The 26,301-nt window shown below is 43.5% G+C and carries 23 protein-coding genes; 15 read left to right on the top strand and 8 right to left on the bottom strand.

The genetic code is table 11. From position 1 onward, the window contains the following. Positions 1–44: 44 nt before the first annotated feature. The 7 genes from pabC (at position 45) to R7Z50_RS13415 (ending at position 6,737) form a co-directional block, all read left to right on the top strand. Positions 45–860, top strand: coding sequence for an aminodeoxychorismate lyase (gene pabC, locus R7Z50_RS13385; protein WP_104975488.1), 816 nt, complete (start codon positions 45–47; stop codon positions 858–860). Continuing rightward, the gene (gene mltG / locus R7Z50_RS13390) at positions 857–1,873 is read left to right on the top strand and encodes an endolytic transglycosylase MltG (RefSeq protein ID WP_005372950.1); all 1,017 of its coding nucleotides are present in this window, start codon (positions 857–859) and stop codon (positions 1,871–1,873) included. The genes pabC and mltG overlap by 4 nt, the downstream gene beginning before the upstream one ends. Beyond that, positions 1,870–2,502 (top strand): dTMP kinase, encoded by a 633-nt coding sequence (tmk, locus tag R7Z50_RS13395; RefSeq protein ID WP_206970741.1) that lies wholly within the window; start codon positions 1,870–1,872, stop codon positions 2,500–2,502. The genes mltG and tmk overlap by 4 nt, the downstream gene beginning before the upstream one ends. Positions 2,503–2,526: 24 nt before the next feature. Then, entirely contained in the window at positions 2,527–3,489 is a 963-nt protein-coding gene (locus R7Z50_RS13400) for a DNA polymerase III subunit delta' (protein ID WP_206970740.1), read from the top strand. Beyond that, a complete protein-coding gene (locus R7Z50_RS13405; protein ID WP_005372957.1) occupies positions 3,480–4,247 on the top strand; it encodes a TatD family hydrolase in 768 nt (255 codons plus the stop codon). The genes R7Z50_RS13400 and R7Z50_RS13405 overlap by 10 nt, the downstream gene beginning before the upstream one ends. 444 nt (positions 4,248–4,691) lie before the next feature. Further along, positions 4,692–6,122 carry a PTS glucose transporter subunit IIBC gene (ptsG, locus tag R7Z50_RS13410; RefSeq protein ID WP_005372959.1) on the top strand — a complete coding sequence of 477 codons (1,431 nt, stop codon included), beginning with the start codon at positions 4,692–4,694 and terminating at the stop codon, positions 6,120–6,122. 213 nt (positions 6,123–6,335) lie between these two features. Continuing rightward, entirely contained in the window at positions 6,336–6,737 is a 402-nt protein-coding gene (locus tag R7Z50_RS13415) for a hypothetical protein (protein ID WP_053349624.1), read from the top strand. Between the two features lie 68 nt (positions 6,738–6,805). On the opposite strand, the gene R7Z50_RS13420 is transcribed toward R7Z50_RS13415, so the two are convergent. The 3 genes from R7Z50_RS13420 to R7Z50_RS13430 all read right to left on the bottom strand — a co-directional run bounded on the left by R7Z50_RS13420 (position 6,806) and on the right by R7Z50_RS13430 (position 9,524). Beyond that, positions 6,806–6,901 (bottom strand): MetS family NSS transporter small subunit, encoded by a 96-nt coding sequence (locus R7Z50_RS13420; protein ID WP_005372963.1) that lies wholly within the window; start codon positions 6,899–6,901, stop codon positions 6,806–6,808. After that, entirely contained in the window at positions 6,898–8,364 is a 1,467-nt protein-coding gene (locus R7Z50_RS13425; RefSeq protein WP_054574792.1) for a sodium-dependent transporter, read from the bottom strand. The genes R7Z50_RS13420 and R7Z50_RS13425 overlap by 4 nt, the downstream gene beginning before the upstream one ends. Before the next feature lie 569 nt (positions 8,365–8,933). After that, positions 8,934–9,524 carry an outer membrane protein gene (locus R7Z50_RS13430; RefSeq protein WP_206970738.1) on the bottom strand — a complete coding sequence of 197 codons (591 nt, stop codon included), beginning with the start codon at positions 9,522–9,524 and terminating at the stop codon, positions 8,934–8,936. Between the two features lie 127 nt (positions 9,525–9,651). Between R7Z50_RS13430 and R7Z50_RS13435 the strand changes: the two genes are divergently transcribed. Both R7Z50_RS13435 and R7Z50_RS13440 read left to right on the top strand, forming a co-directional pair. Further along, positions 9,652–9,744: a YnhF family membrane protein gene (locus R7Z50_RS13435; protein WP_005372970.1), complete on the top strand. Its 93-nt coding sequence runs from the start codon at positions 9,652–9,654 to the stop codon at positions 9,742–9,744. Positions 9,745–9,788: 44 nt separating this feature from the next. Beyond that, entirely contained in the window at positions 9,789–10,940 is a 1,152-nt protein-coding gene (locus R7Z50_RS13440) for a patatin family protein (RefSeq protein ID WP_005372971.1), read from the top strand. A 108-nt stretch (positions 10,941–11,048) separates the two neighbouring features. Here the strand turns inward: R7Z50_RS13440 and pyk are convergent, their stop codons facing one another. Beyond that, positions 11,049–12,491 carry a pyruvate kinase gene (gene pyk, locus R7Z50_RS13445; RefSeq protein WP_005372972.1) on the bottom strand — a complete coding sequence of 481 codons (1,443 nt, stop codon included), beginning with the start codon at positions 12,489–12,491 and terminating at the stop codon, positions 11,049–11,051. A 407-nt stretch (positions 12,492–12,898) separates the two neighbouring features. On the opposite strand from pyk, the gene R7Z50_RS13450 reads away from it, so the two are divergent. Further along, the gene (locus R7Z50_RS13450) at positions 12,899–14,116 is read left to right on the top strand and encodes an ROK family protein (protein ID WP_005372973.1); all 1,218 of its coding nucleotides are present in this window, start codon (positions 12,899–12,901) and stop codon (positions 14,114–14,116) included. Positions 14,117–14,479: 363 nt separating this feature from the next. Continuing rightward, positions 14,480–15,433: a chemotaxis protein CheV gene (locus R7Z50_RS13455; protein WP_005372976.1), complete on the top strand. Its 954-nt coding sequence runs from the start codon at positions 14,480–14,482 to the stop codon at positions 15,431–15,433. A gap of 72 nt (positions 15,434–15,505) precedes the next feature. Here R7Z50_RS13455 and R7Z50_RS13460 read toward each other — a convergent pair whose 3' ends face one another. The 4 genes from R7Z50_RS13460 to R7Z50_RS13475 all read right to left on the bottom strand — a co-directional run bounded on the left by R7Z50_RS13460 (position 15,506) and on the right by R7Z50_RS13475 (position 21,584). Continuing rightward, positions 15,506–18,580, bottom strand: coding sequence for an error-prone DNA polymerase (locus tag R7Z50_RS13460; protein WP_206970737.1), 3,075 nt, complete (start codon positions 18,578–18,580; stop codon positions 15,506–15,508). A gap of 27 nt (positions 18,581–18,607) precedes the next feature. Next, positions 18,608–20,011 carry a Y-family DNA polymerase gene (locus tag R7Z50_RS13465; protein ID WP_206970736.1) on the bottom strand — a complete coding sequence of 468 codons (1,404 nt, stop codon included), beginning with the start codon at positions 20,009–20,011 and terminating at the stop codon, positions 18,608–18,610. 4 nt (positions 20,012–20,015) lie between these two features. Beyond that, positions 20,016–20,708 (bottom strand): translesion DNA synthesis-associated protein ImuA, encoded by a 693-nt coding sequence (imuA, locus tag R7Z50_RS13470; protein WP_054577653.1) that lies wholly within the window; start codon positions 20,706–20,708, stop codon positions 20,016–20,018. 129 nt (positions 20,709–20,837) lie between these two features. After that, a complete protein-coding gene (locus R7Z50_RS13475) occupies positions 20,838–21,584 on the bottom strand; it encodes a YciK family oxidoreductase (RefSeq protein ID WP_005372980.1) in 747 nt (248 codons plus the stop codon). Positions 21,585–21,838: 254 nt separating this feature from the next. On the opposite strand from R7Z50_RS13475, the gene sohB reads away from it, so the two are divergent. The 4 genes from sohB to ihfB all read left to right on the top strand — a co-directional run bounded on the left by sohB (position 21,839) and on the right by ihfB (position 26,065). Further along, entirely contained in the window at positions 21,839–22,900 is a 1,062-nt protein-coding gene (gene sohB / locus R7Z50_RS13480; RefSeq protein WP_005385819.1) for a protease SohB, read from the top strand. A 208-nt stretch (positions 22,901–23,108) separates the two neighbouring features. Further along, entirely contained in the window at positions 23,109–23,789 is a 681-nt protein-coding gene (gene cmk, locus R7Z50_RS13485) for a (d)CMP kinase (RefSeq protein ID WP_021033981.1), read from the top strand. Positions 23,790–23,899: 110 nt separating this feature from the next. Then, the gene (gene rpsA / locus R7Z50_RS13490) at positions 23,900–25,570 is read left to right on the top strand and encodes a 30S ribosomal protein S1 (protein WP_005385817.1); all 1,671 of its coding nucleotides are present in this window, start codon (positions 23,900–23,902) and stop codon (positions 25,568–25,570) included. 213 nt (positions 25,571–25,783) lie between these two features. Then, entirely contained in the window at positions 25,784–26,065 is a 282-nt protein-coding gene (ihfB, locus tag R7Z50_RS13495; protein WP_005385816.1) for an integration host factor subunit beta, read from the top strand. Positions 26,066–26,301 lie beyond the last annotated feature (236 nt).

The following is a 26,301-nucleotide window of genomic DNA, read 5'->3' on the forward strand; positions in this document are numbered from 1 at the left end:
GCCGTTTTGTTTTATTTGTTGTCTGCTAATTTGAAGGTATGTGAATGTTTTGGGTAAATGGAGTTCCGCAAACGCATGTAGAGCTAGGTGATCGCTCATTCCAATACGGTGATGGAGGCTTTACCACCATCCTGACCCAAAATGGAGAGTTGGTTTACTGGCAGGAACATACTGAGCGCATGAGTGCTTGCCTTGACGCTTTGAAGATCTCTTCACCTGACTGGAAAGTTGTGCATGATTGGGCAAGCAAAGCGGTTTTATCTGACGCACGAGCGGGGGTGAAGATTCACGTTAGCCGCGGTATTGGCGGGCGAGGGTATAGCCCTAATGGGATTGAAGGCCCTATCGTGACGATTTCCAATTTTGCGTTTCCTTCTCATTATTCATCTTGGCAAGAACAAGGTGTGGACTTGGGCGTTTGCAATACTCGTCTAGGGATTCAACCTTTACTTGCGGGACATAAGCACAACAACCGTTTAGAGCAGATTCTAGCCAAGGCTGAAATCGACAATACAGAGTTTGCAGATGCAATAACGTTAAATGTGCAAAACCATGTCATTGAAACTACAATGGCCAACCTTTTTTGGGTTAAAGGTAATAAAGTATTTACGCCGGAGCTGACCTTATCAGGCGTTACGGGCGTAATGCGTCGTAAGGTGCTTGAGTTACTTAAAGTAAGTCATATTGAAGTCATCGAGGGGCGTTTTATACTTCCAGATTTGCTTAGTGCTGACGAGGCTTTCATGTGTAACTCAATATTAGGTGTCGCACCTATTCGCAGCATAGTGACATCGAACTCTAAGACTATATTTCCTATAGGAAAATTGACTCAACGACTGCAAGGGAATTTAACTACGTGATTAAAAAACTGTTGGCTTTTGTTGTGCTGATCGCAGTGATAGGCGCAGCAGCTGTTTTTTATATAATTTCACAGGCTAAACAATACGTTGAAAAGCCTATTCTATTGGAACAACCTCAGCTGTTTACTGTAGAAAGTGGTACAAGCTTTCATCATGTCATGCGCGCCTTAGTTGAAGATGAGGTGATTGAAACATCGGAGTACATCCGTTTAATTCCTCACTTATATCCAGAATTGTTGCAAGTGCGAGCGGGTACTTACCAACTTGAGCCTGGTATGTCACTTTCGCAAACATTGGAGCATCTGAATACTGGAAAAGAATACCAGTTTGCGATCACTTTTGTTGAAGGCAGCCGCTTTTCTGAATGGGTAGATCAACTAAAAAGTGCTCCTTATTTAAAGCATGATTTAACCGATCTTTCAGAAAAAGAAATGGCTGCGAAGCTCGGAATTGAGAGAGAAAAGCTAGAAGGGTTGTTTTTAGCAGAAACCTACCATTACACAGCGGGTGCGAGTGAAAGCCAGTTATTAAAACGAGCGCATCGAAAACTCAATAAAATACTGGACGCTAGCTGGGAAGCTCGTCAAGAAAAGCTGCCATTACAGGATAAATATGAAGCCTTGATTCTCGCGTCTATCATCGAGAAAGAGACGGCTATTGATTCTGAGCGTGAGCGCGTCGCTTCTGTGTTTATCAACCGATTGAACAAACGTATGCGGTTACAAACTGATCCGACAGTTATTTATGGTATGGGTGACGCCTACGATGGCAACATTCGTAAGAAAGATTTGCGTACGCCGACACCATATAACACCTATACCATCAATGGTTTGCCACCAACACCGATTGCGATGGCTGGTGAAGCTTCTATTGAAGCGGCTTTGAATCCAGAAAGCAGCAACTATTTATATTTTGTAGCAAGTGGAAAGGGCGGACATGTATTCTCGAAATCCCTTGCTGAGCACAACCGTGCTGTTCGTGCCTATTTAAGAGAACTAAGAAAGAACAAATGATGAAAGCAAACTTTATTGTCGTTGAAGGCCTAGAAGGCGCGGGTAAAAGCACTGCGATTAAAACCGTTTTAGATACGCTAAAAGCGGCCGGTATTGAGGATATCGTAAATACCCGTGAGCCAGGAGGCACACCGCTAGCAGAAAAAATGCGCGCTCTGGTGAAAGAAGAGCACGAAGGCGAAGAACTTAAGGACATGACGGAGTTGCTTCTTCTGTACGCTGCACGTGTTCAGTTGGTTGAGAACGTGATCAAACCAGCTTTGGAAAACGGTCAGTGGGTGGTTGGTGACCGACACGATATGTCGTCGCAAGCTTATCAAGGTGGTGGCCGTCAGATTGACGCATCGTTAATGAAAAATCTCCGGGATACAACGCTTGGTGATTTTAAACCTGCTCTCACTCTCTATATGGATATTGACCCTCGTGTTGGGCTTGAGCGTGCACGTGGGCGTGGTGAGTTAGATCGTATAGAGAAGATGGATATTAGTTTCTTCGAGCGTACACGTGAGCGTTATTTGGAGATTGCTCATGCCGATCCTTCCATCGTTATCATTAACGCAGAACAGACGATTGAAGGCGTGTCGCGTGATATTCGGGACGCTCTAAACGAGTGGCTAGATCGTCAATAAGTGAAACGTAAATTTAGGTGACTCATGTTAAATGATTATCCATGGCTACAGCCAATATGGGATAACCTCAAAGTAGGGTTAGAGTCGGACAGAATACCAGGTGCGCTTTTATTACAAAGCGAGCAGGGCTTGGGCATCGAAAAACTTATCGAGTTTTTTAGCCAAGCACTTCTTTGCCAAAATTACGCGAGTGAAGCATGCGGTTTTTGTCATAGCTGCCAGCTAAATCAATCTCAAAACCACCCTGATTTACACTGGATCAAGCCAGAGAAAGAAGGAAAGGCGATAACGGTGGACCAAATTCGCGCTTGTAACCGTCTTGCTCAGGAATCATCTCAGCTTAATGGTTACCGCCTATTTGTAATAGAACCGGCGGACTCTATGAACGAGTCGGCATCGAATGCGCTGTTAAAGACGCTAGAAGAGCCTGGGGCAAAGTGCTTGTTTTTGCTCGTTACCCACAATCAGGAGCGTCTGCTCCCAACGATTCGTAGCCGTTGCCAACACTGGGTTGTTGCGCCTCCGTCAGCGGAACAAGCGATGCAATGGATGCACGAACAAGGGGCGAAGCAAGTTCCTACTTATGCCTTAAAACTGAATATGGGCTCTCCAATAAAAACATTGGATGCGTTAAATAATGGCGATCTCGAAGCTTACTTGGCTTTTGAACGCAGTTTTATTAAGGCAATGTCTTCGCCTGTTTCAGACGTTTCTGAGTGTGCTTCTTTAATCGCTAAACACTCAGAGCAATCACTAGACTGGGCATGGTATTTACTGACAGATGCTCAGAAAGCGCAGTTTGGTGTATCAGAAGCTCAAATGCTTCCGGGCGCGACAAAGTTTCAACCGGACAACTATAACGGTTTGTACTCATCAGCGAAGGCGCTGATGAACCTGAAAGCTCAGGTGCAAGCCTTTCCTGGCCTGAACCTTGAGCTACTATCAATGAATTGGTTAATTGAATCACGAGAGGCATTATGTTCGTAGATTCTCATTGTCATTTAGACAAATTGAATTACGACGATCTCCACATCAATGTGGAAGACGTTATTAACAAAGCTAAACAAGCAAACGTAACTGAACTACTTTCTGTTGGAGTAACGCTGGATTCTTTCCCGAAAATGATGGAAATGATCGAGCCTTATGACAATGTTTATGCTTCGTGCGGTGTGCACCCACTTGATGTTGAAAGCGACTTTTCGATGGACGTATTGCGCCACCATGCGTCGAATGCAAAAGTCGTCGCTATTGGCGAAACGGGTTTAGATTATCATTACAAGCCCGAAACGGCCGCGTTACAGAAAGAGCGCTTTGAGCAACACGTTGATCTTGCAGTGGAGCTCAACAAACCTTTAATTATCCATACCAGAAACGCACGTGCGGATACTCTAGATATTTTGCGTAAGGGTGGGGCAGAGAAATGTGGTGGTGTTATCCACTGTTTTACAGAAGATCTTCCATTTGCTGAAGCTGCACTGGAGCTGGGGTTTTATATTTCTATCTCGGGGATTGTTACTTTCCGTCAAGCTACAGAGTTAAAAGAAGTGGTGAAGACTCTACCTTTAGAGAAGCTTCTTATTGAGACAGATTCTCCTTACTTGGCTCCTGTCCCTCATCGTGGCAAAGAGAATCAACCCGCTTACGTTGTCGAAGTCGCTTCTTATATTGCGCAACTCAAATCGTGCTCTCTTTCTGAAGTGGCACAAAAAACCACCGAAAACTTCCGAAATCTTTTTTTGCGATAAAAAAATAATAAGAGCATAAAAAAGGAGCTTAGGCTCCTTTTTTGTTGATAAAAACAACAGATACGCTCACGAGTTTAATGTTTACTAAAAATGTTGATTTAATAACATTCAAAAATCACAAATGTAATTTTGTTACTAAAAATAACATTGAGGCGTATTTTATTTACGCCTTAAAATTAATTATATAAATAATTAATTCTTTATGAAACAGCAACATAAGTGCAATGCAAACCTTTTCATCGGCTGTTTTTGGGTGTGATCCAAGACTTGTTTTGAAACTAAATTTCGTAACTGTGTGGAAAGTTTGAGGGTCATCAATATATATTTAGAGCCGGAAAATATAATGCAGTTGTGGTTACATTTTCATTGGGTGCTAACCTTTAGGCTACGGGGGTGTGCCGTTAGTGCCCAAATAATACTTATAAATTTATCAGGAGCATAAACATGTTTAAGAACCTTTTTGCTAACCTGCAAAAAGTTGGTAAGGCTCTGATGCTTCCAGTATCAGTTTTACCAGTTGCAGGTATTTTATTAGGTGTGGGTGCTGCCCATCTAAGCTTTATTCCAGAGATCGTTTCTAATCTTATGGAACAAGCTGGTGGTTCAGTATTCGGCCAAATGGCACTTCTATTTGCAGTAGGTGTAGCTCTAGGCTTCACTAACAACGACGGTGTTGCAGGTCTTGCAGCTATCGTTGGTTACGGCATCATGACGGCAACGCTAGGTGTAATGGCGGGCGTTATGGGTGTTGAGAAAATCGATACAGGTGTACTAGGTGGTATCCTTGTCGGTGGTGTGGCTGCTTGGGCATTCAACCGTTTCTTCAAAATCCAACTTCCAGAGTACCTTGGCTTCTTCGCTGGTAAGCGCGCAGTGCCAATCATCACTGGTTTTGCTGCGATCATCCTAGGTGTTATCCTTTCTGTTATCTGGCCACCAATTGGCGGTGCAATTTCTGCATTCTCTGATTGGGCTGCACACCAAAACCCACAGCTAGCATTCGGTATCTACGGTGTTGTTGAGCGTTCTCTAATCCCATTCGGTCTACACCACGTATGGAACGTACCGTTCTTCTTCGAAGCAGGTTCTTGTGTTAACGCTGCCGGTGAAGCTCAAAATGGTGTACTAACTTGTTACCTAGTTGCTGATGAAGCATCTCGTGCTGCTGGTAATGGCTTCGGTCAGCTAGCGGGTGGTTACATGTTCAAGATGTTCGGTCTACCAGCTGCAGCAATCGCAATTGCTCATTGTGCTAAACCAGAAAACCGTGCAAAAGTAATGGGTATCATGGCGTCAGCTGCACTGACTTCATTCCTAACTGGTATTACTGAGCCAATCGAATTCTCATTCCTATTCGTTGCTCCACTACTATACGGTATCCACGCTCTACTAGCTGGTTCTGCATACATCGTTTCGAACACTCTAGGCTTTGTACACGGTACTTCTTTCTCTCACGGTCTGATCGACTTCCTAGTTCTATCTGGTAACGCTCAGAAGATGGTGCTAATGATTGCCGTTGGTCTAGTTTACGCAGTAATTTACTACGTAGTGTTCCGTGGTGTAATCACAGCGCTTGACCTAAAAACACCTGGCCGTGAAGATGAAACGGAAAGTGCAGCTGTAACTTCTGGCTCTGATATGGGCGGTGAACTGGTTGCAGCGTTTGGCGGTAAAGCTAACATTACTGGTCTAGATGCATGTATCACACGTCTACGTGTAGCAGTTGCAGATACAGCTGCTGTTGACCAAGACAAGCTAAAACAACTAGGCGCTGCTGGTGTTGTAGTTGTAGCTGGTGGTGTACAGGCTATCTTCGGTACTAAGTCTGATAACCTAAAAACTGAAATGGATGAGTGGATTCGTAACCACGGTTAATCGCAGTCATTCATAGTAATGCATAAAAGGAGGCTTCGGCCTCCTTTTTTAGTTCCTATTTTATTAACTGACAGTTCCTTTTTTAGTGTGATCCTAAACTCATCTTTACTTTTGTCAGCTTTTTCATACATCGAGCTTACCCATCGTTGACATATTGATATGCCATTATGTTTGAATAGCGAATAATGTTTTTTTGAATAATTGATAACGTGTATGAAGAACAAATTCATTTTATTTTTGGGACTAGTTTCTAGTACGGCAATGGCGGCAAGCGAACCAACGGATCTATCAGTTGGTATGGCTGTCGATCAACAATTAAGTGTTGTTGTAGAGTTAGATAACAAATATCGTGGCATTATCGGAAACGATGGTATGGCGTTTGATTACATCGCTAAGCGTGGAACATTCGATCAAAACATGCCTGTGACTTGGTATGTCGGCGTTGGTGGCTGGTATGAATGGGATGACGAGTTTGGTGTGAGAGTACCACTTGGCGTGAACTGGGATTTATCACGCGGCTGGGACCTTTATGGTCAAATACACCCAGAGCTAGATCTTTACAAAGGTGCTGACTTGCAACTTGGCGGCGCCGTTGGCATCAAGTACAGTTTCTAGAATTGAACTAATGTATGTATAAAAAAACGCCGGTAACTACCGGCGTTTTTTATGTGGAACTTAACGTTCTATTGTTTATCCATGGCTCGCTTGATGCAAACGGCAGCGCCGCCCCAAGTGATACCTAAACCAATAACCATCATAATAATTGCGCTGATTGTCATTTTGCTGTCTCCTTGCGGTTCACTGCGTTGATCACTAGACCAAAGATAAAGAGTGCGGCGATAAGTGCCCAGCCTAAAGTTAGATCATAGCCACCGTAGCCTTCAGTGGTTAGGGCGTATAGCTTGGTCGCTAAGATAATGGCGAGCATGATTGGTGTAACGAAGCGTAAGCAGATCTCGAACCATTGACCAACAGAGAAATCAGAGCGCTCGTTAACGTAATTACGTACTTCTGGCACGCGCTTCAATAGCCACGCCATCAAGACAATCTCAACCAGACCACCAACCATGATGCCAACGTTGTTTGCAAAGTGGTCTACTAGATCGAGTAGCAGCAGACCGCCATTGGTAGCAAACGCCATAGAGACAACGAAGCCAATACCAATCACAACATTTGCAGCTTTTTTACGGCTCCACTTCAGCTTGTCGATAATGGCTGAAGTTACGGCTTCCATAATTGAAATATGCGAACTTAGACCAGCAACCACCAGTGCAAAGAAGAACAGTGGACCAAGAATATATGGGGCAGGTAGTAGGTTAATTGCCGCAGGTAAAGTAACAAAAGCCAAGCCAACGCCTGCAGATACCACCTCTGTTAACGGCTTACCTTGCTCTTGAGCCATGTAACCCAATACTGAGAAGATCATGATGCCGGCTAGGATCGAGAAGCCACAGTTGATCAACACGGTCATAAACGCGTTATTCGTTATGTCTGACTTTTCTGGTAGGTAGCTAGAGTAAGCTAGCATGATGGCGAAGCCGATACTTAGCGTAAAGAAGATCTGACCATATGCCGCTGCCCATACTTTCACATCCCAAATTTTGCTGAAATCGGGTTCGAACATGTAGTTCACGCCATCTAGAGCTCCTGGCAAGAAAATCATACGTCCGATTAAGAAAATCACCATCAAGAATAGGATTGGCATCATAATTTTAGATGCTCTTTCAATTCCTGATTTCACGCCTTTGGCAATAGCGGTGTAAGTAATTGCCCAAGCAATCACCATGGATAAAGCAATCTTCCATTGAATACTGCCTAAGTCTGTTGGTGAGTTGTCACCTAGCTTTAGGTATTCACTAAAGAAAAATGCGTTGGTATCGGTTCCCCAACCTTGAGTAAACGACAACCCAAAGTAAGAAATCGACCAACCGATAACAGCCACATAGTAAACGGCAATAACTGCAGCCACACCAACTTGGAACCAGCCAAGCCATTCAAATTTAGAATGAATTTTCGCAAGTGTTTTTGGGGCCGAGCCTCGGTATTTTTGTCCCATACTGAACTCAAGGATCATAAATGGAATACCGGCAGTGATCATGGCAAAAATGTAAGGAATAAAAAATGCGCCGCCACCGTTTTCATAGGCCATGTATGGGAAACGCCAAATGTTTCCCAAACCGATAGCAGACCCAACTGCTGCTAAGATGAATCCCGCCCGGGATCCCCATTGTTCTCGCTTCATATTTGACTCCTATAAGACTCCCTGAGGAATGAAGCTCTCTACGTAACACAGTAATAATTGCGCAAACAGTTGGAAGAAAGGACCGCTGTTATCCATCAGCTTTTCTATCCTTAATTCTAACTTCTTATAATTTTATAGAGCTATATTCTGTCTACTGTAAGAGAAAGTAGATTATTAATCTTAAAATTTTAATGTGTGTTTGATAAAACTGAAATATTTATCTGTTTTCACTGATCAGACTAACTTCTAATAATACTTAGCGCAATAGAATCTAAATGTTAATTCAGATGCGTTGTATGGTTTTAATCTTGTTAAATTTGAGTTTGATTGTGGTTTTGTGTGGTTGGGTGGTTGTTTGTCTGGAATAAATGACTGGGATCTAATAATTGCTTTGGTGTTTAAGACTATTTTGATTAATTAGGGCGTACGGCTATCTTTTGTGCACCTATCTAGATGATGCTTCGTTACTTTGCCAAACAATGGTGTTTAGACGATATCCTTTATCGGCTCTGTGCAGGACTCGTTCAGCGTTCTTTGTGACGAGTCCTACAAAGGAACATGCATAAAAATTAGAAGCGGAAACTAAAACCGACATTTGATTGGAATTGGTTCATCCAATCAGTATCGAACTTAATGATACAGCTTGAGCCGTCATTAGGTAGAGTACAGGCGCCAGATGTATCGTTATCAACGACCGTACCTAACCATCTCAGTTGGGCTGTTAATGCAAAGTTCTTTGAAAATTCATATTCCAGCCCTGCAAAAGCGCTAGCCGAAAATCCGTATTTTTTGTCTACCCAATCCACATCGGCATAAGAAGCGCCCAAACCTACACCGATATAGGTTTGCCAATTTTCTGCGACAGGATAGTACATGCTGCTTTGGAAGTGCAGATAATGTATATCTGCTGAGTTGGACAGCTTTTCAAGTTCCGTCGATTGATTGGAGTAAAACAATCCGATCCTTCCTTTTTCTAAGGGAGTCTCGACTGAAAGAGCGTAGTTCACTGCGGGGTCGAGATCGTATGTATTACCACTTTCATCCTCTACTTGGCCGCCTCCTGTATAGCCTATGTATGGTGTAACGATGATATTCGCTTGTGCATTGATAGCAGTACTCATCATCATGATTCCTACTAGCCAGCTGAGTTTTTGGTTCATGCCCTATCTCCTTATTATGACTAAGCTAATTGTGATGGGTTAGTCAAAATTGCGCGACTAAATTAAGCAAATCTTGAACATATTTCACACCGGTGTTATTAATTTGTTACATATTAAGGAGGTGTCTATGGAACACGATCTAAAATCCGCATTAATCATTGTGGTGACTGTTTTTGCAGTGCTTTTGTCATTTGGCATCATTGCTATTACAACAGCTTAAGATAACCACTTTTACCAAACGTTTTAACAAAATGGCGTGAGCCTATGATACGTAACAGCGGTATAATCACAGAAAGCCATGCAGAGCTTGATGTAAAAGTTTATGAGCACTTTAGGCATGGTAAAACTGCTTTAGTCACGCAAGGTGGAGGGCAGAGAGGGATTTTTACCGCTGGCGTTTTAGACGCCTTTTTACTTTCCAACTTCGATCCTTTCGATGAATTCTATGGCACCTCTGCCGGAGCACTTAACTTATGTTCTTACTTGTGTCGTCAACATGGCATGGGCAAAGCTTTTATTACCGAGCTGACAACGTCTCCTGAATTTTTTAATCTGTTTCGCTATATCCGAAAGCAGCAGTACTTAGGTTTAGAGTGGGCATTAGAACGGATTCAAGATTTCCCATACAAGCTTGACCTTGATTTAGGTCGTAGTGCATTGGGAAAACGAGGAGCGTTTGCTGCGGTAACGAATATAGAGACGCTATCAGATCAATATCTACCAATCTTGGATGACTCGTGGTTTAACACTATGCTAGCGACATGTGCGATTCCCAAGTTGTACCACGGACCTGTCGACGTAAATGGCAATAAGTTTGTTGATGGCGGCGTGTCTGCCTCTATCCCTGTTCAAGAAGCGTGGCGTCAGAATGCTCGCAACATTATTGTCATTCGCACAGAGCCGTTTTCAGAGATTGAAGCGAGAGCCCAAAGTGAAGTGGGGGATGTGCCTGTCGAATGGTATCGAGAGTCTATCAACTCAGTACAGCAATCATGGCAGCAAAAAGTGAATCAGTGGAAGCTGGATTGGGCGTCGTTCTTCCAACAAAAAATTAATGCAGCACATCAATCGAAGCTTGCAGGGAAAATGCTGTTAAATGGAGGTCGTTGGTTGTTCGGTGCCGATAACTTGTATCGTTTAAGTCATCTGATTGGTGAGAATTTTGATTCAGGTTTAGCCGACATGCTGATGATTCATTATCAAACATTTGAGCTCACTCAGGCCTTTATATCTGCTCCACCTGACGACACTTTTATTTTACAAGTTGCGCCTAAAGAGGGACTTCGTTCTTCTTCTTTGTTAAGTGACCAAGAGTCACTAGAGCATGACTATCAACTTGGGCTTCAAGCTGGGTTTAACCTAGTTCAACTCTATGACCAGCTGGATGTTGAAATTGATGGTAGAGAGAGTGCATAAACCTTCTTACGTTCACGATGTGCGCAATATACAAAGCATATAAATAAGGCTCCATTTTCGGAGCCTTATTTGCGGGTTCTTGTGGTTAACTCCGGTTAAGTATAACTACTACGCTTGTAGAATGCGCATGCAGTTGGTTGAGCCAACAACATCCATTACATCGCCTTGAGTAATAATGACTAAATCACCTTTGTGCAAGAACCCTTGCTCTTTAAGGCTAGTAATAGCTGCTTGAGCCGTTGGTAAACCCGCATCACTTTTTGACTCGAAATATACAGGTGTCACGCCTCGGTATAATGCTGCTCGATTTAGTGTCGATTCATTCCGTGATAAGGCAAATATTGGCAAGCCAGAGCTTAAGCGAGACATCATCAACGCAGTCCTGCCGGACTCAGTTAACGAGATCATCGCTTTAATTCCTTCCATGTGATTCGCAGAGTACATGGTTGCCATTGCGATGGTTTCTTCAGCGGTTTCGAAGGTTCTATCTAAGCGATAGGTTGATAGACTTGCCTCCGACATTTTTTCTGCCCCCACACATACTTCGGCCATGGATTTGACCGTTTCTACAGGATATTTACCTGCAGCGGTCTCTCCAGAAAGCATCACCGCGTCAGTGCCGTCTAGAACCGCATTGGCCACATCCATCACTTCAGCACGCGTTGGCATTGGGCTAGTAATCATGGACTCCATCATTTGTGTCGCAGTAATCACGATACGGTTTAAACTGCGTGCGCGGCGAATCAGTTTTTTCTGGACACCTATGAGCTCAGGGTCACCGATTTCTACACCAAGGTCACCACGTGCAACCATCACTACATCGGATGCGAGAATAATGTCGTCAATAGACTCATTGGTCGCGACGGTTTCTGCTCGTTCGACTTTAGCCACTAACATGGCTTCAAGGCCTGCATCTCTGGCTAAGCGTCGAGCGTAATGCATGTCTTCGCCGTTACGCGGGAATGAAATAGCAAGGTAGTCTACTTGAATTGCTGCGGCGGTAAGAATGTCGGCTTTATCTTTCTCTGTGAGCGCATCGGCTGACAATCCGCCGCCTTTTTTGTTGATCCCTTTATTGTTGGACAGTGGACCACCGACAATCACACGGGTATGAACTTTATTACCCTCTACTTTGGTAACTTGCAGCTGAACGCGTCCATCATCGAGTAATAAAATGTCATTTGGTGAAACATCTTGCGGTAGTTCTTTATAATCTAACCCTACAGATTCTTGATTGCCTTCACCTTTTGGTAAATCACTATCTAATGTGAATTTATCGCCCACATTCAAAATGACTTGGCCGTCTTTAAACGTTGATACACGGATTTTAGGGCCTTGTAAATCACCAAGAATTGCAACCTGACGCCCAAGTCTTGCTGCAATGGTACGGACTTTGTTCGCACGTTGAATGTGGTCTTCACTGGTTCCATGTGAAAAATTCATACGGACAACGTTTGCACCGGCTTTGATGATCTCCTCAAGTATATTGTCCTTATCCGTTGAAGGACCCAGCGTAGTGACAATTTTTGTTCGTCTTAATTTGGAAGTCATAGATTCTCCGATGAATGTGTGTGTAAAGGTAACTTGAACTCTATCCTTACTTTACGCAATCGCTCTCAAGGTTAGCCTCGCTTAGCCCACACCTTAAAGCTACTTGAATATAAGTATATGCACAGAATGTTTACATTAAGAGTAACCCCGGTAAAACAGACAGATATTCGACAGGCAATGGCCTTATTGATAAAAATACGCTGCTTTAAAGGCATTACTTCATAATTTAGTGAATAAAAATAAGTTATTTTTCAAACAATTTAACAGGAGTAGATTCTTCGTTATTTGATTGAATACACAAACAAACAGGTTTATACGTGATGCTTGTCACGGGGATTTATTAATTCACTTCACAATTAGTTCGCAAAGTAAAAAAATTGTCCCGTTATAGAATTTCGGAGTGCAAGATGTACATGGCTCAACCGGGCCATATTGATCATATCAAACAGGTCAATGCTGGTCGTGTATATAAACTAATTGACCTAAAAGGTCCTATTTCTCGAATTGATTTGTCCAAGCAGAGTGAGCTTGCTCCTGCTAGTATCACCAAAATCACTCGAGAATTAATTGAAGCGCACTTGATTCATGAAACGACAGTACAAGAAGCGACGAGTCGTGGTCGACCTGCTGTCGGTTTGCAGGTCAATAATGAAGGTTGGCAATTTTTGTCAATGCGTTTGGGGCGAGGTTATTTAACCATTGCTTTGCATGAGTTAGGCGGTGATGTACTGATCGATACTAAAATCGAGATACACGAGCTTGATCAAGACGATGTGCTTGAGCGCCTGCTTTACGAAATTGATGAATTCTTTCAGACTTACGCGGATCAACTTGATCGTGTTACCAGTATTGCCCTTACGCTGCCTGGTCTCGTGAACTCAGAGCAAGGTGTCGTTTTGCAGATGCCTCATTACAATGTCGAAAATCTTGCTCTTGGACCAGAGATATACAAAGCAACAGGCTTGCCAGTTTTCATTGCCAATGACACGCGAGCTTGGGCATTAGCAGAAAAGCTTTTCGGCCATTCTCAAGATAATGACAACTCCGTTCTTATCTCTATCCACCACGGTTTAGGTGCGGGCATCATTCTGGATGGGCGCGTTTTGCAAGGCCGTCACGGTAACATTGGTGAACTCGGGCATATTCAAATTGACCCAAATGGAAAACGTTGTCATTGCGGCAATATTGGCTGTTTGGAAACCGTTGCCAGTTCTCAGGCAATTCGTGAAGAAGTCGTAAGACGAATCGCTGATGGCGAAGACTCTATTCTTGCTAAACAAGAAGAAATGAGTATTGAGAGCATTTGTGAAGCCGCTGCAAACGGTGATCCTTTGGCCGTCGATGTGATTGAAAAACTTGGAGGCTACTTAGGCTCTGCAATTGCTATTGTGATCAACTTATTTAACCCTGAGAAAATCTTGATCGGTGGTGTGATTAACCAAGCAAAAGATGTGCTTTATCCTGCGGTTCGTCGCTGTATCGAAGAGCAGAGTTTACCTGTTTATCACCAAGATCTTGAGCTGGTGGAATCTCGTTTCTATAAGCAAGCCACAATGCCTGGTGCCGCGTTGATTAAGCAAGCGTTGTACGATGGTCAACTATTGATGAAGGTTGTGGAAGGTTAAGTACTTTTTAACATGATGATGTGCCTGGCTGTTGAGACTGCATTTGTAGGTGATTTAGGGTGAGACTTAACGGCTCACCCTTTTTGATCGCCTATTACTAGAAAGGGAATTTGAGTTATGTTGCATTGCTATATCTGCGCCATTCATGTAATTTCCTAAAAAGCTCAAGTAAATAAACAAAATGGCTTTCAATGTGCTGCGTGACTTTGCGTCTGATGCAAAGAGAAGTAATACGCTAAAACTGTTGTACTTTAAAGCTGTGCTCGAAAAGCCAAATATTTTAAGGTTATTTGGTTATATAACCTTGCTGTGTCTGTAATGATTTCGAGTAAAATAAGAATTATCCATAATTTAGGTAGTAGTATGTCCGGAGTGTTAAATACGGTTGACCAGCGTACAAACTTGGTTGGTGAAAATCGACTAGAGCTTCTGCTGTTCACTTTAAATAGTCGCCAATTATTTGCGATTAATGTGTTCAAAGTGAAAGAGGTCATCAAGCTTCCACCGTTAACCAAGCTCCCTGGATCGCACTACAATATTCGTGGGGTTGCTTCTCTACGAGGTGAAGCGGTACCAGTGATTGATTTACGAGGCGCAATTGGTTTTCCTGCTTTACGTGGTGAAGCGGAAGAAGAAAATTTGATCGTGACAGAGTACAACCGCACGGTGCAGGGCTTCTTAGTCGGTCCGGTTAAAAACATTATTAATACGGCATGGACTGAAATTCAGCCGCCTCCTTCCACGTCTGGTCGCTCGAATTACCTCACGGCTATCACGCAAATCAAAGAGGGGGATGCCTCTCAAATTGTCGAAATTATTGACGTTGAAAAAGTTTTAGCAGAGATCGTACATTACGACGTGACTATCTCGGAGGACATTCTCGATCAAGAATTGGCCCAAGCAATGGTCGGGCGTAATGTTCTGATTGTGGATGATTCCTCTACAGCTCGTAATCAAGTTCGCGATACGCTTTCTCAATTGGGTATGAATATCATCGAGTGCCGTGACGGGCTAGAAGCGTTAACGGTTTTAAAACGTTGGTGTGATGAAGGTAAAGATGTAGAAAAAGAGCTGTTGATGATGATTACGGATGCTGAAATGCCTGAAATGGACGGTTATAAACTGACCCATGAAGTGCGCCAAGATCCACGTATGTCTAAGTTGTTTATCACATTGAACACTTCTCTGAGCGGTAGTTTTAATGAAGCCATGGTACAAAAAGTAGGCTGTGATCGCTTTATATCTAAATTCCAACCGGATCTGCTGGTTGAAGTTGCTCAAGACCGATTACGCCAGATGCTTTCTAAAAGTGCATGATTAGATCTAGTGAAATCAGAGGGAGCGCACCTCTCTCTGATTTTTAACATTTCTCTCCTTAATTCCTCTGTACTAATGGAAATCCCGAGATTTACTTTGTAGATTGTTCAAGTAGTGCGTGCAATCCATCAACTTGCCAGCAATAACGTGTGTGACTTCTCCCTCTTTTTCAAGAATGCCTTTCACCATTAATACTTTAGCGCCTAAATACGCTTGCTTTTGGGCTCGTGCTGTCGCTTGCCAAACGACCACATTAATGTTGCCCGTGTCATCTTCTAACGTAAAAAATGTCACGCCAGCGGCGGTGCCTGGAGATTGTCTTCCTGTTACCACACCTACCACTGTGACCAGTGACTTATGCGGTTTCTCTGTCAGTTGCCTCATGCGGGTAAAGTGAGGGAGTTTGCCCGTTTCTTCTAATAATTTAATTGGATGGCGGCTAAGAGATAGTCCCGTGCTTGCGTAATCCTCAATTAAATTTTCATATTCAGAGGGTTGAGTCTGGTAGCTAACATTGGGTTCTTCGACCTTGTGAAACAATGGTAGGTCAGATAAGGAATCCATTGCTGCCCAGCGAGCGTTATAACGATTTCCCGATAAGGCCTGAAATGCATTGGCTGAAGCCAATAATTCAATGTCACTTCGGCTTCTTAATATCTGCTTTACTTCTTGAATCGATCGGTAACCATTAAGTGGTTTGCGCTCAATAAGCCTTTGTGCGCTTTCTGCGTTAAAGCCTTTCACCAAGCGAAAACCAAGTTGCACGCCGAGCCTGCCATTCGGACGTGAGACGAGATGATGTTGATATTTTGAATGATTGACGCACACCGGCAATACTTCGACGCCATGTCTGCGAGCATCTTGTACTAATTGCGATGGGCTATAAAATCCCATTGGTTGGCTGTTCAATAATGCAGTGTAAAATTCGGCTGGGTAATAATATTTTAACCATGCAGAACAATATGCCAGCACTGCGAAAGACGCTGAATGACTTTCAGGGAAGCCGTACTCACCAAAGCCGCAAATCTGATCGAAAATGCGCTCAGCAAACGCTAAGTCATAACCTCTCTCTTGCATACCATTGATCAGTTTTGGTCTGAATTTAGCGAGATCGCCATTCTTTTTCCATGATGCCATCGCTCGACGGAGTTGATCGGCCTCGCCGCCGCTAAACCCTGCGGCTACCATGGCTAGCTTGATGACTTGCTCTTGGAAAATAGGGACGCCCATAGTCCGCTCAAGAACGCTTTTTACTTCTTCCGATGGATAACTGACAGGCTCTTTGTGATCTCGTCGTTTTAAAAAAGGATGCACCATATCACCCTGAATAGGGCCTGGACGAACAATTGCAATTTGAATCACTAAGTCGTAATAACAAGCAGGCTTTAGGTGAGGAAGCATGCTCATTTGTGCACGAGATTCTATTTGGAATACGCCTATCGTGTCGGCTTTTTGGATCATGCGATACACGTGTGGATCATCTTGTCGGCGAGTGATCTCGGAAATCGAGAGGGATCGCTGGTGATGTTTCTCGACCAGTTGAAAGCACTTTTTGATGGCGTTTAACATGCCGAGTGCGAGTACATCGACTTTTAGTAGCTTCAAGCTTTCTAAATCGTCTTTATCCCATTGAATGATAGTGCGATCTTCCATCGAGGCATTTTCAACAGGTACCAACTCATATAAAGGGCCAGATGAAATTACAAAGCCACCTACGTGCTGAGATAAATGGCGTGGGAAGCCAATGATCTCGTTGACCAATTGGATAAACTGCTGCCCTTTGAGAGATTCTGGTTGTAAGCCAAGTTCAATAATTTGAGCTTGCCAGCCTTGGCTGCGATCTCGGCGATTAACGTTCTTAATGAAAAAATCTAATTGGGTCTCTTCAATCCCTAGTGCTTTACCGACTTCACGCACGGCACTTTTAAAGCGATAGCTGATCACTGTTGCAGCAAGTGCTGCACGCTCACGACCATATTTTTTGTAAATATACTGGATAACTTCTTCACGGCGCTCGTGTTCAAAGTCCACATCAATATCCGGCGGTTCCTTACGTTCTTTACTGATAAATCGTTCGAATAAGACAGCGATTTGTCGAGGATCGACGGCGGTAATTTCCAGGCAATAACACACTACAGAGTTTGCAGCGGAACCTCGCCCTTGGTAAAGAATACCTTGCTGTTTCGCAAACATTACGATGTCGTGAATAGTAAGGAAGTAGTAGTGGTATTTAAGCTCTTGAATAAGCGCCAGTTCATTCTCGATGGTTTGATTGACTTCTGCGGGCACGCCTTCAGGAAAACGCAGCTTTTTACCACGTTCGACCAACATACGTAAGTAAGAGTCGGGTGTATAACCATCTGGGATCAGCTCGGTAGGATATTCGTATTTTAAATCGGAGAGCTTAAACTCGCATAAATCGGCGATGTAAGTACTTTCTTCCAGCCATTCTGGTTTGTAAATCCGAATCAACTTTTTAAAAGGACGAAGCGCTCGCTCAGTATTCGAAATACGGTCAAAACCGAGTTTATCGACGCTACACCCATGTTTTATAGCAGTAAGTACATGCTGTAATGGCAAGCGTTCAACGTCATGCATGAGAACGCCTCCGCAGGCAGTTATAGGTAATTGAAATTCATGTGCTAACTGCTCGCAGTGCGCAATGTACTCAGTATCGTTGTTACTCAAATGGCGCTGAATCGCTACCCACAAACGATTAGCGTGGTGTTGATTGAGCCAGCGCCCCCAATAGTGATCACTCTCTTGATGTGTGGGCAGCCACAATACCAAACAATGTCGAACCGACATCAAATCCCATTCGAACAGTTGATAGTTGCCTTTTTCACTGCGTCTTCTTGCGTTTGTGATGATACGACACAACTCGGCATAAGCCTTGCGACAAGGGCAAAGCAGTACGATTTGGCATTCATCATTTAACCAAAACATACTTCCAACGATTTGTTTGATATCGAGTTTATGTTGTTCGATGGTCGCATGGGCTTTGACAACGCCCGCGACTGAACATTCATCCGTTATAGCTAGAGCTTGATAGCGATAGAAAGCAGCTTGGAGTACCAGCTCTTCTGCATGAGAAGCTCCAGTCAAAAAAGAGAAGTTAGACTGACAAAATAGTTCCGCGTAACTCATAATGACCCAACAAAAATAACTGTCGATTTAACAAAAATAGCCATGAAGAAACCAGTGCTTGTGCTGATCACGAAATATCCATAACCAGCGGCCTTGCTTGGTGTGTGCAATGTAGTAATCACGCATGATCTCATCACCATCCCACCACCCAGAAACTATTCGCTCAGGTCCGTGGACCAAAGAAACTTGCTCTTGCAATACAATGGGAGTCGGTAATTGCATTGCTGGGCGTAGTATGGATGGTATGGCGTGCCCCTTTTCATCCGTAGCATCAGCAGGGCGATACTGACTGGCCTTTTCTGGTCTAGGATCGCAAGCAATATTGGGTTTTAAAACGGCACTTTTCCCCAATTTAGCTTGCAGTAAAGAAAGCAACTCTAAAGCATTCATGTTTCCTTTCTGCCCAGCAAAGAGATCGCGTGATGCACTAAGAGGCTCACCTTGACGGATGACTTTTAACGTTAGCCCTGTGACTGGGCCATTAAGCGAGAGTGACTCTAAGCTCAAACTCGCTAACTGTTGCCAACGCTGACATAGGTAATCACCTTGCGCAGAAGTGAGTTGAAGGTGTTGCTCTTGTTTCTCACGCTGGTGGAGTGTTAAACACAGTTCAAAAGCGACCTTATCTCTTAATTTAAGAAAGATTTCGAGTTGACGAAGTAATTTGGCCAACGGCTTTTCAATCCACTGAACGTTTTCGATCTCAAACAACAGCTCTAAATAAACTTGGAAGGATTCGGTAGGGTGATAAAAGTCGACAGGGTGTTTAAACTGCCCAGTCAGTCGACCAACGTAGTTCACCAAATCGATATCAAAGCGTCGTGCGATGTCTTGCAATGGCAGTTCAAGCAGGTTTTGCAATGTGGTGACACCTACACGTTGTAACTTCTCTACGGTAGCGTTTGATAAATCTGTCAGTTTTAACGGTAGTGGTGATAAAGCTTTTTGTATGGCAGATTTGTCTTCACTGATGACGTTCGCTCCTGATATTGCCATCAATTTGGCAGCAAAAGGAGAAAAACCACATCCGAATTGAAAACTCAGTTTCAGCTCCGATAAGTGAGCTCTGACTTTATTCCAATAGTTTTCAAGCCCTTCATACAGAGCGAGCATTGGAGTAGCACGCAGTAAAATACCTTGGTTTGGCATCAACACAACGTCAGATGTGATCAAATACAACCACTGAGCTACCTCTTGTAATTTATTTAATTCGGTTTGTGGATGATAAGGATGCACTTGTAAATCTCGACACAAGGACGCAGCACTGCCTAGGCCCATACCTGGCTTAATGCCTTGTTGTTCGGCAATCTCGTTGTATTGAATAATCTGGCAACGTTGGCTTTCGACAATCACCACGGGTTGTTCTTGGTTATCACCAAAGAGTGCGTCTAGCTGTAGGCGAGGGAAGTGCAAGTAAATCCACAGAGCCATATCACTAACCTTGGTTCGCCAGTGGGAAATTGACCACAGTCGAGTGCACAGTTTCAGATGATGGTTTCACCAGTTGCGGGTAATGGTGTTGGAAGCCGATACTAACGCTACCTCTATTCCAGCCTCCTTTCCTTTTCAGCACTTCAACATTAATCCCTTGCTCGTCGCCTTTCAGTTTTAAACTGAGTGACACAGGCAAAGACAAGCGGTTGATAGTATCTGTTTTAAGCATAAAGAGCGGGCAACTCCCTTGTTCACTTGCTACCTGTAAGCGTTTCACTTGATGTATTTCAAGCTCTTCTTGCCATAACAAAACATTACTGCATACCCCACTTTTCAGACATTGCTCTGCAGCCCAAAGAGCATCTTTGGGATGAGCTGGATTAACAACCCACACTTGGTTTATATCCAACCCGATGTAGTGTAAAAACAGAGAATTCACTAGCGCAGGTGGTTGAATAAATGCGGTTATACCATTGGTCTGAGTGGCTTTTAAATAGGGAGCGAGCAAACGCAATTCACCAATACTACCAATAGATTCCATCTCCACTACGCCATGAGGTGGAAAGCCTCCGCCGAGCAAATCATCTAATTCAGAAAAACCGGAACTAGTCTGCAACTGCTGAGGATCTGCTTTCGTTAAATTTGCTTGCCAAACAAGGTGTTGGCTTTTTAAGTTCTGAATAATATCTTGCATAATAAACACCTGTATATATGTACAGTATATTTCTGTGGGAGAAAGTCGCAAGATTTTTATGAAGAGAGAAATGAAAAAAGGCAGCGTTTGCTGCCTTTTCAATCGATTATGTGAGGTAACCTGAATGAGTTATTTACGCTTCGGTTGAGCGTCGATGCACTGACCGTTCACATCGGTAACCGCAGGATCCATTAAGTGCAAATATAGCGGCATGATATCCAGTGGCGTTTTGAGAGTATTCGCATCTTCACCCGGATATGCTTTTTCACGCATGCGAGTACGAGTGGCACCAGGGTTAATTGCGTTAACGCGGATCGGTGTATCACTCAGCTCGTCAGCCAAAACTTGCATCATGCCTTCTACGGCAAATTTAGAGATAGCGTATGGCCCCCAGAATGCGCGGCCAGAGTGGCCGACGGTTGAAGAGGTAAAGATAATACGCCCAGCTTCTGATTTACGCATCACAGGCAGTAGTGCTTGAGTCATTAGCACTTCGGCTTTCACGTTGATCTGCATGATATCGTCGAAGTCTTCCTCTTTGATTTGATCAAATGGACACAGCGAACTCAAGACACCTGCGTTGTGTAATAGACCATCCAAGCGACCAAACTGTCCTTCGATTGTCTCTGCCATATCAATGTAATTCTGCTGAGTTGCGCCCTTGAGATCCAATGGAATGATAGCTGCTTGTGGATAGCCAGCAGCTTCAATCTCATCATAGATAGATTCAAGGTTTTGCACATTTCTACCCAAGAGAATAACAGTTGCACCGTGCTCGGCATAAGAAAGCGCGGCTTGACGGCCGATGCCATTACCAGCGCCAGTAACAAGAATGACTTTACCTTTTAGAGCATCAGCTGAAACGGAGTAGTTCACGGCGATAAATCCTTATTATTGTAAGAGGGTCCATGATAGTTAATTGACGCTAAAAAACGCCTGTTTCTCAATGGAAAATCTTGGTAATCGTGACAAGATGGTTACAATACACCAATTCATGTGTTATACCAATTCCAGAACTTTCGTTAGGTATGCTATCAATCAGAACAAGTGGTTACAAACCGCGCTGCCTTCTCGCTGATGTTTCTGCGTAACATACTAACGTCATCTGAAATGAGATAAAGGAGCTCTCGTTGGAATTTTTATTAGATTATGGTCTGTTTCTGGCCAAAATTATCACGGTGGTTGCTGCGATAATTGTTCTGCTCATTATTGCAAAATCGGCTGGTGGCAAATCGGGTGCGGCGAAAGGGGAGTTAGAGATTACCAACCTTTCAGAGCAACACAAACAATCTGTTGAGCAGTTAGAGCATCATTTGCATGACGATGCTTTCATCAAGGCTCGAGATAAAGCCGTCAAGAAAGAAGAAAAAGAGAAGAACAAATCTCGCGAGAAAGAAATCAAACAAGCGAGCAAAGACGGTTCATTAGATAGCAAGCGTGAACCACACCTATTTGTTCTTGATTTCAACGGTAGCATAGACGCAAAAGAAGTCGCGTCTCTACGTGAAGAAATCACCGCTATTTTGGCTGTCGCACGTGAAGGTGATGAAGTGTTACTTCGCTTAGAGTCTGGCGGTGGTATGGTTCATGGTTACGGCCTTGCCTCTTCTCAACTGGACCGAATCAAAGCTGCGGGTCTTCCTCTGACCATCTCTGTTGACAAAGTTGCGGCAAGTGGTGGTTACATGATGGCATGTGTAGCAGATAAGATTGTTTCTGCACCATTTGCAATTGTGGGGTCTATTGGCGTTATCGCACAAATTCCTAACTTCAACAAACTGTTGAAGAAACATGACATTGAGTACGAACAACTAACAGCGGGTGAATATAAACGCACGCTAACGATGTTCGGTGAGAATACCGATAAAGCGCGCGATAAGTTTAAGCAAGAACTTGAAGAAACACATGTCTTGTTTAAAGACTTCATCCGTGAGCGTCGTCCTAGTTTGGACCTAGACAAAGTAGCCACTGGTGAGCACTGGTTCGGTACACAAGCGAAAGAGCTTGGTTTGGTGGATGACATTAGTACATCTGATGATATCGTTGTTGCAGCATGCAAAGATAAAACTGTACTTTCTGTGCATTATGTACAAAAGAAAAAACTGGCCGACAAGCTAGCAGGTGTGGCGGGTAAAGTCGCTGATAGTGTGATTTTAAAGTTAGCTGAGCGTGGTCAAAAGCCGATTGTTTAATCGAGCTTAAGTTCATGGCATTTAAAACGGCGAGGGCAGAAGCTCTCGCCGTTTTTGTTGAACTTTATGTTTATTGATGAATCCAATTACGCATTAGGTGTAATGCTTTACACGACATTTTTCCTCGCTCCAAAGACTGATTACCCGTATAATGTGCGCCTCGAAAACCGAGCAAATTGCTGAAAAGAAACTATTGGTGGAGAAGAACATGTCCTCTCAAACTCCGGTTGTAACCGTAGATGGACCTAGTGGTGCAGGTAAAGGCACTTTATGTATGTTGCTGGCGAAAAAGTTGGGTTTCCAACTCTTAGATTCTGGCGCAATTTATCGTGTACTTGCACTCGCTGCGATTCACCACGGTGTCGACACCGAGTCAGAAGATGCTCTTGTCCCACTAGCAACACACCTAGACGTTCAATTTATCGCGGAAGGTGACTTAGTTAAGGTCATTCTAGAAGGCGAAGATGTGTCAGGGGAGCTTCGTAAAGAAGAAACGGGTATGGCAGCATCTAAAGTTGCGGCTTTGCCACGTGTTCGTGAAGCATTACTACGTCGTCAGCGTGCATTTGAGACCGCTCCGGGTCTGGTTGCTGATGGTCGTGATATGGGCACAATTGTATTCCCGAGTGCGCAAGCAAAAATCTTCCTTGATGCGAGTGCTGAAGAGCGTGCAAATCGACGCCTTAAACAGTTGCAAGAGAAAGGGTTAGATGTTAGATTTGCTGACCTTTTAAGCGAGATCCAAGAGCGTGACGACCGAGATCGTAACCGCCCAGTGGCGCCATTACGCCCTGCTGAGGATGCGCTTGTGCTAGATTCTACGTCGATGACTATCGACGAAGTAGTAGAAAAGGCACTACAATATATCGAATCGAAGCTAGCTGAGTAATAATACTCGACTAGGCTAAGAGCGTTGGTCGCAAGGATGATGACTGGCGAATTTAATAACCCCATGCGGTAGGATACCCGTGGAAGTTTAATTTATTGAAGATTAATTAAATGACTGAATCTTTTGCTCAACTCTTTGAAGAGTTTCTAAACGAAACAGAATTCCAACAAGGCAGCATCGTTAAAGGTACTGTAGTAGCTATCGAGAACGGTTTCGTTCTTGTTGACGCTGGTCTTAAGTCTGAATCTGCTATCCCTGCTGAACAGTTCAAGAACGCTGCTGGCGAACTTGAAGTTGAAGTTGGCGCTGAAGTAGACGTAGCTCTAGACGCTGTTGAAGATGGTTTCGGTGAAACTCAACTTTCTCGTGAGAAAGCTAAGCGTCACGAAGCTTGGATCGTACTTGAGAAAGCTTACGAAGAAGCTGAAACTGTTGTTGGTATCATCAACGGTAAAGTTAAAGGCGGTTTCACTGTTGAACTAAACGGTATCCGTGCTTTCCTTCCTGGCTCTCTAGTAGACGTACGTCCAATCCGCGACACTGCTCACCTAGAAAACAAAGAGCTAGAGTTCAAAGTTATCAAACTTGACCAAAAACGTAACAACGTAGTTGTTTCACGTCGTGCAGTTATCGAATCAGAGAACAGCGTTGAGCGTGACGAGCTTCTAGAAACTCTACAAGAAGGTTCTGAAGTTAAAGGTATCGTTAAGAACCTTACTGACTACGGTGCGTTCGTTGACCTAGGTGGCGTTGACGGTCTTCTACATATCACTGATATGGCTTGGAAGCGCGTTAAGCACCCATCTGAAATCGTTAACGTTGGTGACGAGATCCAAGTTAAAGTTCTTAAGTTCGACCGTGAGCGTACTCGCGTATCACTAGGTCTTAAGCAACTAGGCGAAGATCCATGGGTAGCAATCGCTAAGCGTTACCCAGAAGGTCACAAACTAACTGGTCGCGTAACTAACCTAACTGACTACGGCTGCTTCGTTGAAATCGAAGAAGGCGTTGAAGGTCTAGTTCACGTTTCAGAAATGGATTGGACTAACAAGAACATCCACCCTTCTAAAGTTGTTAATGTTGGCGACGAAGTTGAGGTTATGGTTCTTGAAATCGACGAAGAACGTCGTCGTATCTCTCTAGGTCTGAAACAGTGTAAAGCTAACCCATGGCAGTCATTCGCTGAAGCACAAGCTAAAGGCGACAAAGTTACTGGTAAGATCAAGTCTATCACTGACTTCGGTATCTTCATCGGTCTAGAAGGCGGCATCGACGGTCTAGTTCACCTATCTGACATTTCTTGGAATGTTGCTGGCGAAGAAGCTGTACGTGAGTACAAGAAAGGCGACGAGATCTCTGCAGTTGTTCTAGCAGTAGACGCTGAGCGTGAGCGCATCTCTCTAGGCATCAAGCAAATGGAAAATGACCCATTCAATGCTTACGTTGCTGACAACAAGAAAGGTGTTCTAGTTAACGCTACTGTAACTGCTGTTGACGCTAAAGGCGCTACTGTTGAAATCGCAGAAGGCGTTGAAGGTTACATCCGTGCTTCTGAAGTATCACGCGATCGCGTAGAAGATGCTTCTCTAATCCTAAGCGCTGGTGATGTTGTTGAAGCGAAGTTCACAGGTGTAGACCGTAAGAACCGCGTAATCAACCTATCTATCAAAGCTAAAGACGAAGCTGACGAGCAAGAAGCAATGGCATCTATCAACAAGCAAGATGACAATGCATTCGGTAACGCAATGGCTGACGCTTTCAAAGCTGCTAAAGGCGAATAATATACTCGCTTAAGCAAAAAAGGAGCCGCAAGGCTCCTTTTTTATATTTGGTCATATTTAAGTAGTAATACTAATGACAGTAAACTATCTTAATAAAAGGCATTTCTTCATTGCGCATTTTGCATAAAATTTGCCTAGAATTGTCAGCAAGTGTTTGTTGGAATTAGTATTACTTACTATAATAAGTGATAAAGATACTCAAAGAGGGCAACTATGACTAAGTCTGAACTGATTGAAAGACTCTGCGCTGAGCAAACACACTTATCAGCGAAAGAGGTAGAGGATGCTGTAAAAGATATTTTAGAGCACATGGCCTCTACACTAGAGAGCGGTGACCGTATCGAGATCCGTGGCTTTGGTAGTTTTTCTCTTCATTACCGCGAGCCTCGCGTAGGTCGTAACCCTAAAACGGGCGATAAAGTGGAATTGGAAGGTAAATACGTTCCACATTTCAAACCTGGTAAAGAACTTCGTGAGCGTGTAAATATTGGTTAATGCACTCTTATTAGTTTGAAAAAAGCGGCATACGTTTGTGTATGCCGCTTTTTTGTAATGTATCCAAGTTAGTCATACATCCAAGATCGTTTACTAATCTAATTGTGGATTCAGCTGTTTTCTATACCCAAATAACTTTAACTTCTAAGCATGTCTACAAACTAAGCATCTTGAGGTTACTTGGGTATAGATTATTGCTAATATACGTAGTCTGAAGAAGCATTTTCCTGCATAAT

This window comes from Vibrio sp. 1249-1, from assembly GCF_033340495.1.

Bases quoted from the DNA above. Each gene is read 5' to 3' on its own strand.
- R7Z50_RS13455 (WP_005372976.1), top strand. From the start codon at position 14,480: ATGTCCGGAGTGTTAAATACGGTTGACCAGCGTACAAACTTGGTTGGT.
- R7Z50_RS13405 (WP_005372957.1), top strand. From the start codon at position 3,480: ATGTTCGTAGATTCTCATTGTCATTTAGACAAATTGAATTACGACGAT.
- tmk (WP_206970741.1), top strand. From the start codon at position 1,870: ATGATGAAAGCAAACTTTATTGTCGTTGAAGGCCTAGAAGGCGCGGGT.
- ihfB (WP_005385816.1), top strand. From the start codon at position 25,784: ATGACTAAGTCTGAACTGATTGAAAGACTCTGCGCTGAGCAAACACAC.
- R7Z50_RS13450 (WP_005372973.1), top strand. From the start codon at position 12,899: ATGTACATGGCTCAACCGGGCCATATTGATCATATCAAACAGGTCAAT.
- ptsG (WP_005372959.1), top strand. From the start codon at position 4,692: ATGTTTAAGAACCTTTTTGCTAACCTGCAAAAAGTTGGTAAGGCTCTG.
- R7Z50_RS13425 (WP_054574792.1), bottom strand. From the start codon at position 8,364: ATGAAGCGAGAACAATGGGGATCCCGGGCGGGATTCATCTTAGCAGCA.
- R7Z50_RS13435 (WP_005372970.1), top strand. From the start codon at position 9,652: ATGGAACACGATCTAAAATCCGCATTAATCATTGTGGTGACTGTTTTT.
- R7Z50_RS13465 (WP_206970736.1), bottom strand. From the start codon at position 20,011: ATGGCTCTGTGGATTTACTTGCACTTCCCTCGCCTACAGCTAGACGCA.
- rpsA (WP_005385817.1), top strand. From the start codon at position 23,900: ATGACTGAATCTTTTGCTCAACTCTTTGAAGAGTTTCTAAACGAAACA.
- R7Z50_RS13430 (WP_206970738.1), bottom strand. From the start codon at position 9,524: ATGAACCAAAAACTCAGCTGGCTAGTAGGAATCATGATGATGAGTACT.
- R7Z50_RS13440 (WP_005372971.1), top strand. From the start codon at position 9,789: ATGATACGTAACAGCGGTATAATCACAGAAAGCCATGCAGAGCTTGAT.
- R7Z50_RS13460 (WP_206970737.1), bottom strand. From the start codon at position 18,580: ATGAGTTACGCGGAACTATTTTGTCAGTCTAACTTCTCTTTTTTGACT.
- R7Z50_RS13420 (WP_005372963.1), bottom strand. From the start codon at position 6,901: ATGACAATCAGCGCAATTATTATGATGGTTATTGGTTTAGGTATCACT.
- pyk (WP_005372972.1), bottom strand. From the start codon at position 12,491: ATGACTTCCAAATTAAGACGAACAAAAATTGTCACTACGCTGGGTCCT.
- R7Z50_RS13415 (WP_053349624.1), top strand. From the start codon at position 6,336: ATGAAGAACAAATTCATTTTATTTTTGGGACTAGTTTCTAGTACGGCA.
- imuA (WP_054577653.1), bottom strand. From the start codon at position 20,708: ATGCAAGATATTATTCAGAACTTAAAAAGCCAACACCTTGTTTGGCAA.
- cmk (WP_021033981.1), top strand. From the start codon at position 23,109: ATGTCCTCTCAAACTCCGGTTGTAACCGTAGATGGACCTAGTGGTGCA.
- R7Z50_RS13400 (WP_206970740.1), top strand. From the start codon at position 2,527: ATGTTAAATGATTATCCATGGCTACAGCCAATATGGGATAACCTCAAA.
- pabC (WP_104975488.1), top strand. From the start codon at position 45: ATGTTTTGGGTAAATGGAGTTCCGCAAACGCATGTAGAGCTAGGTGAT.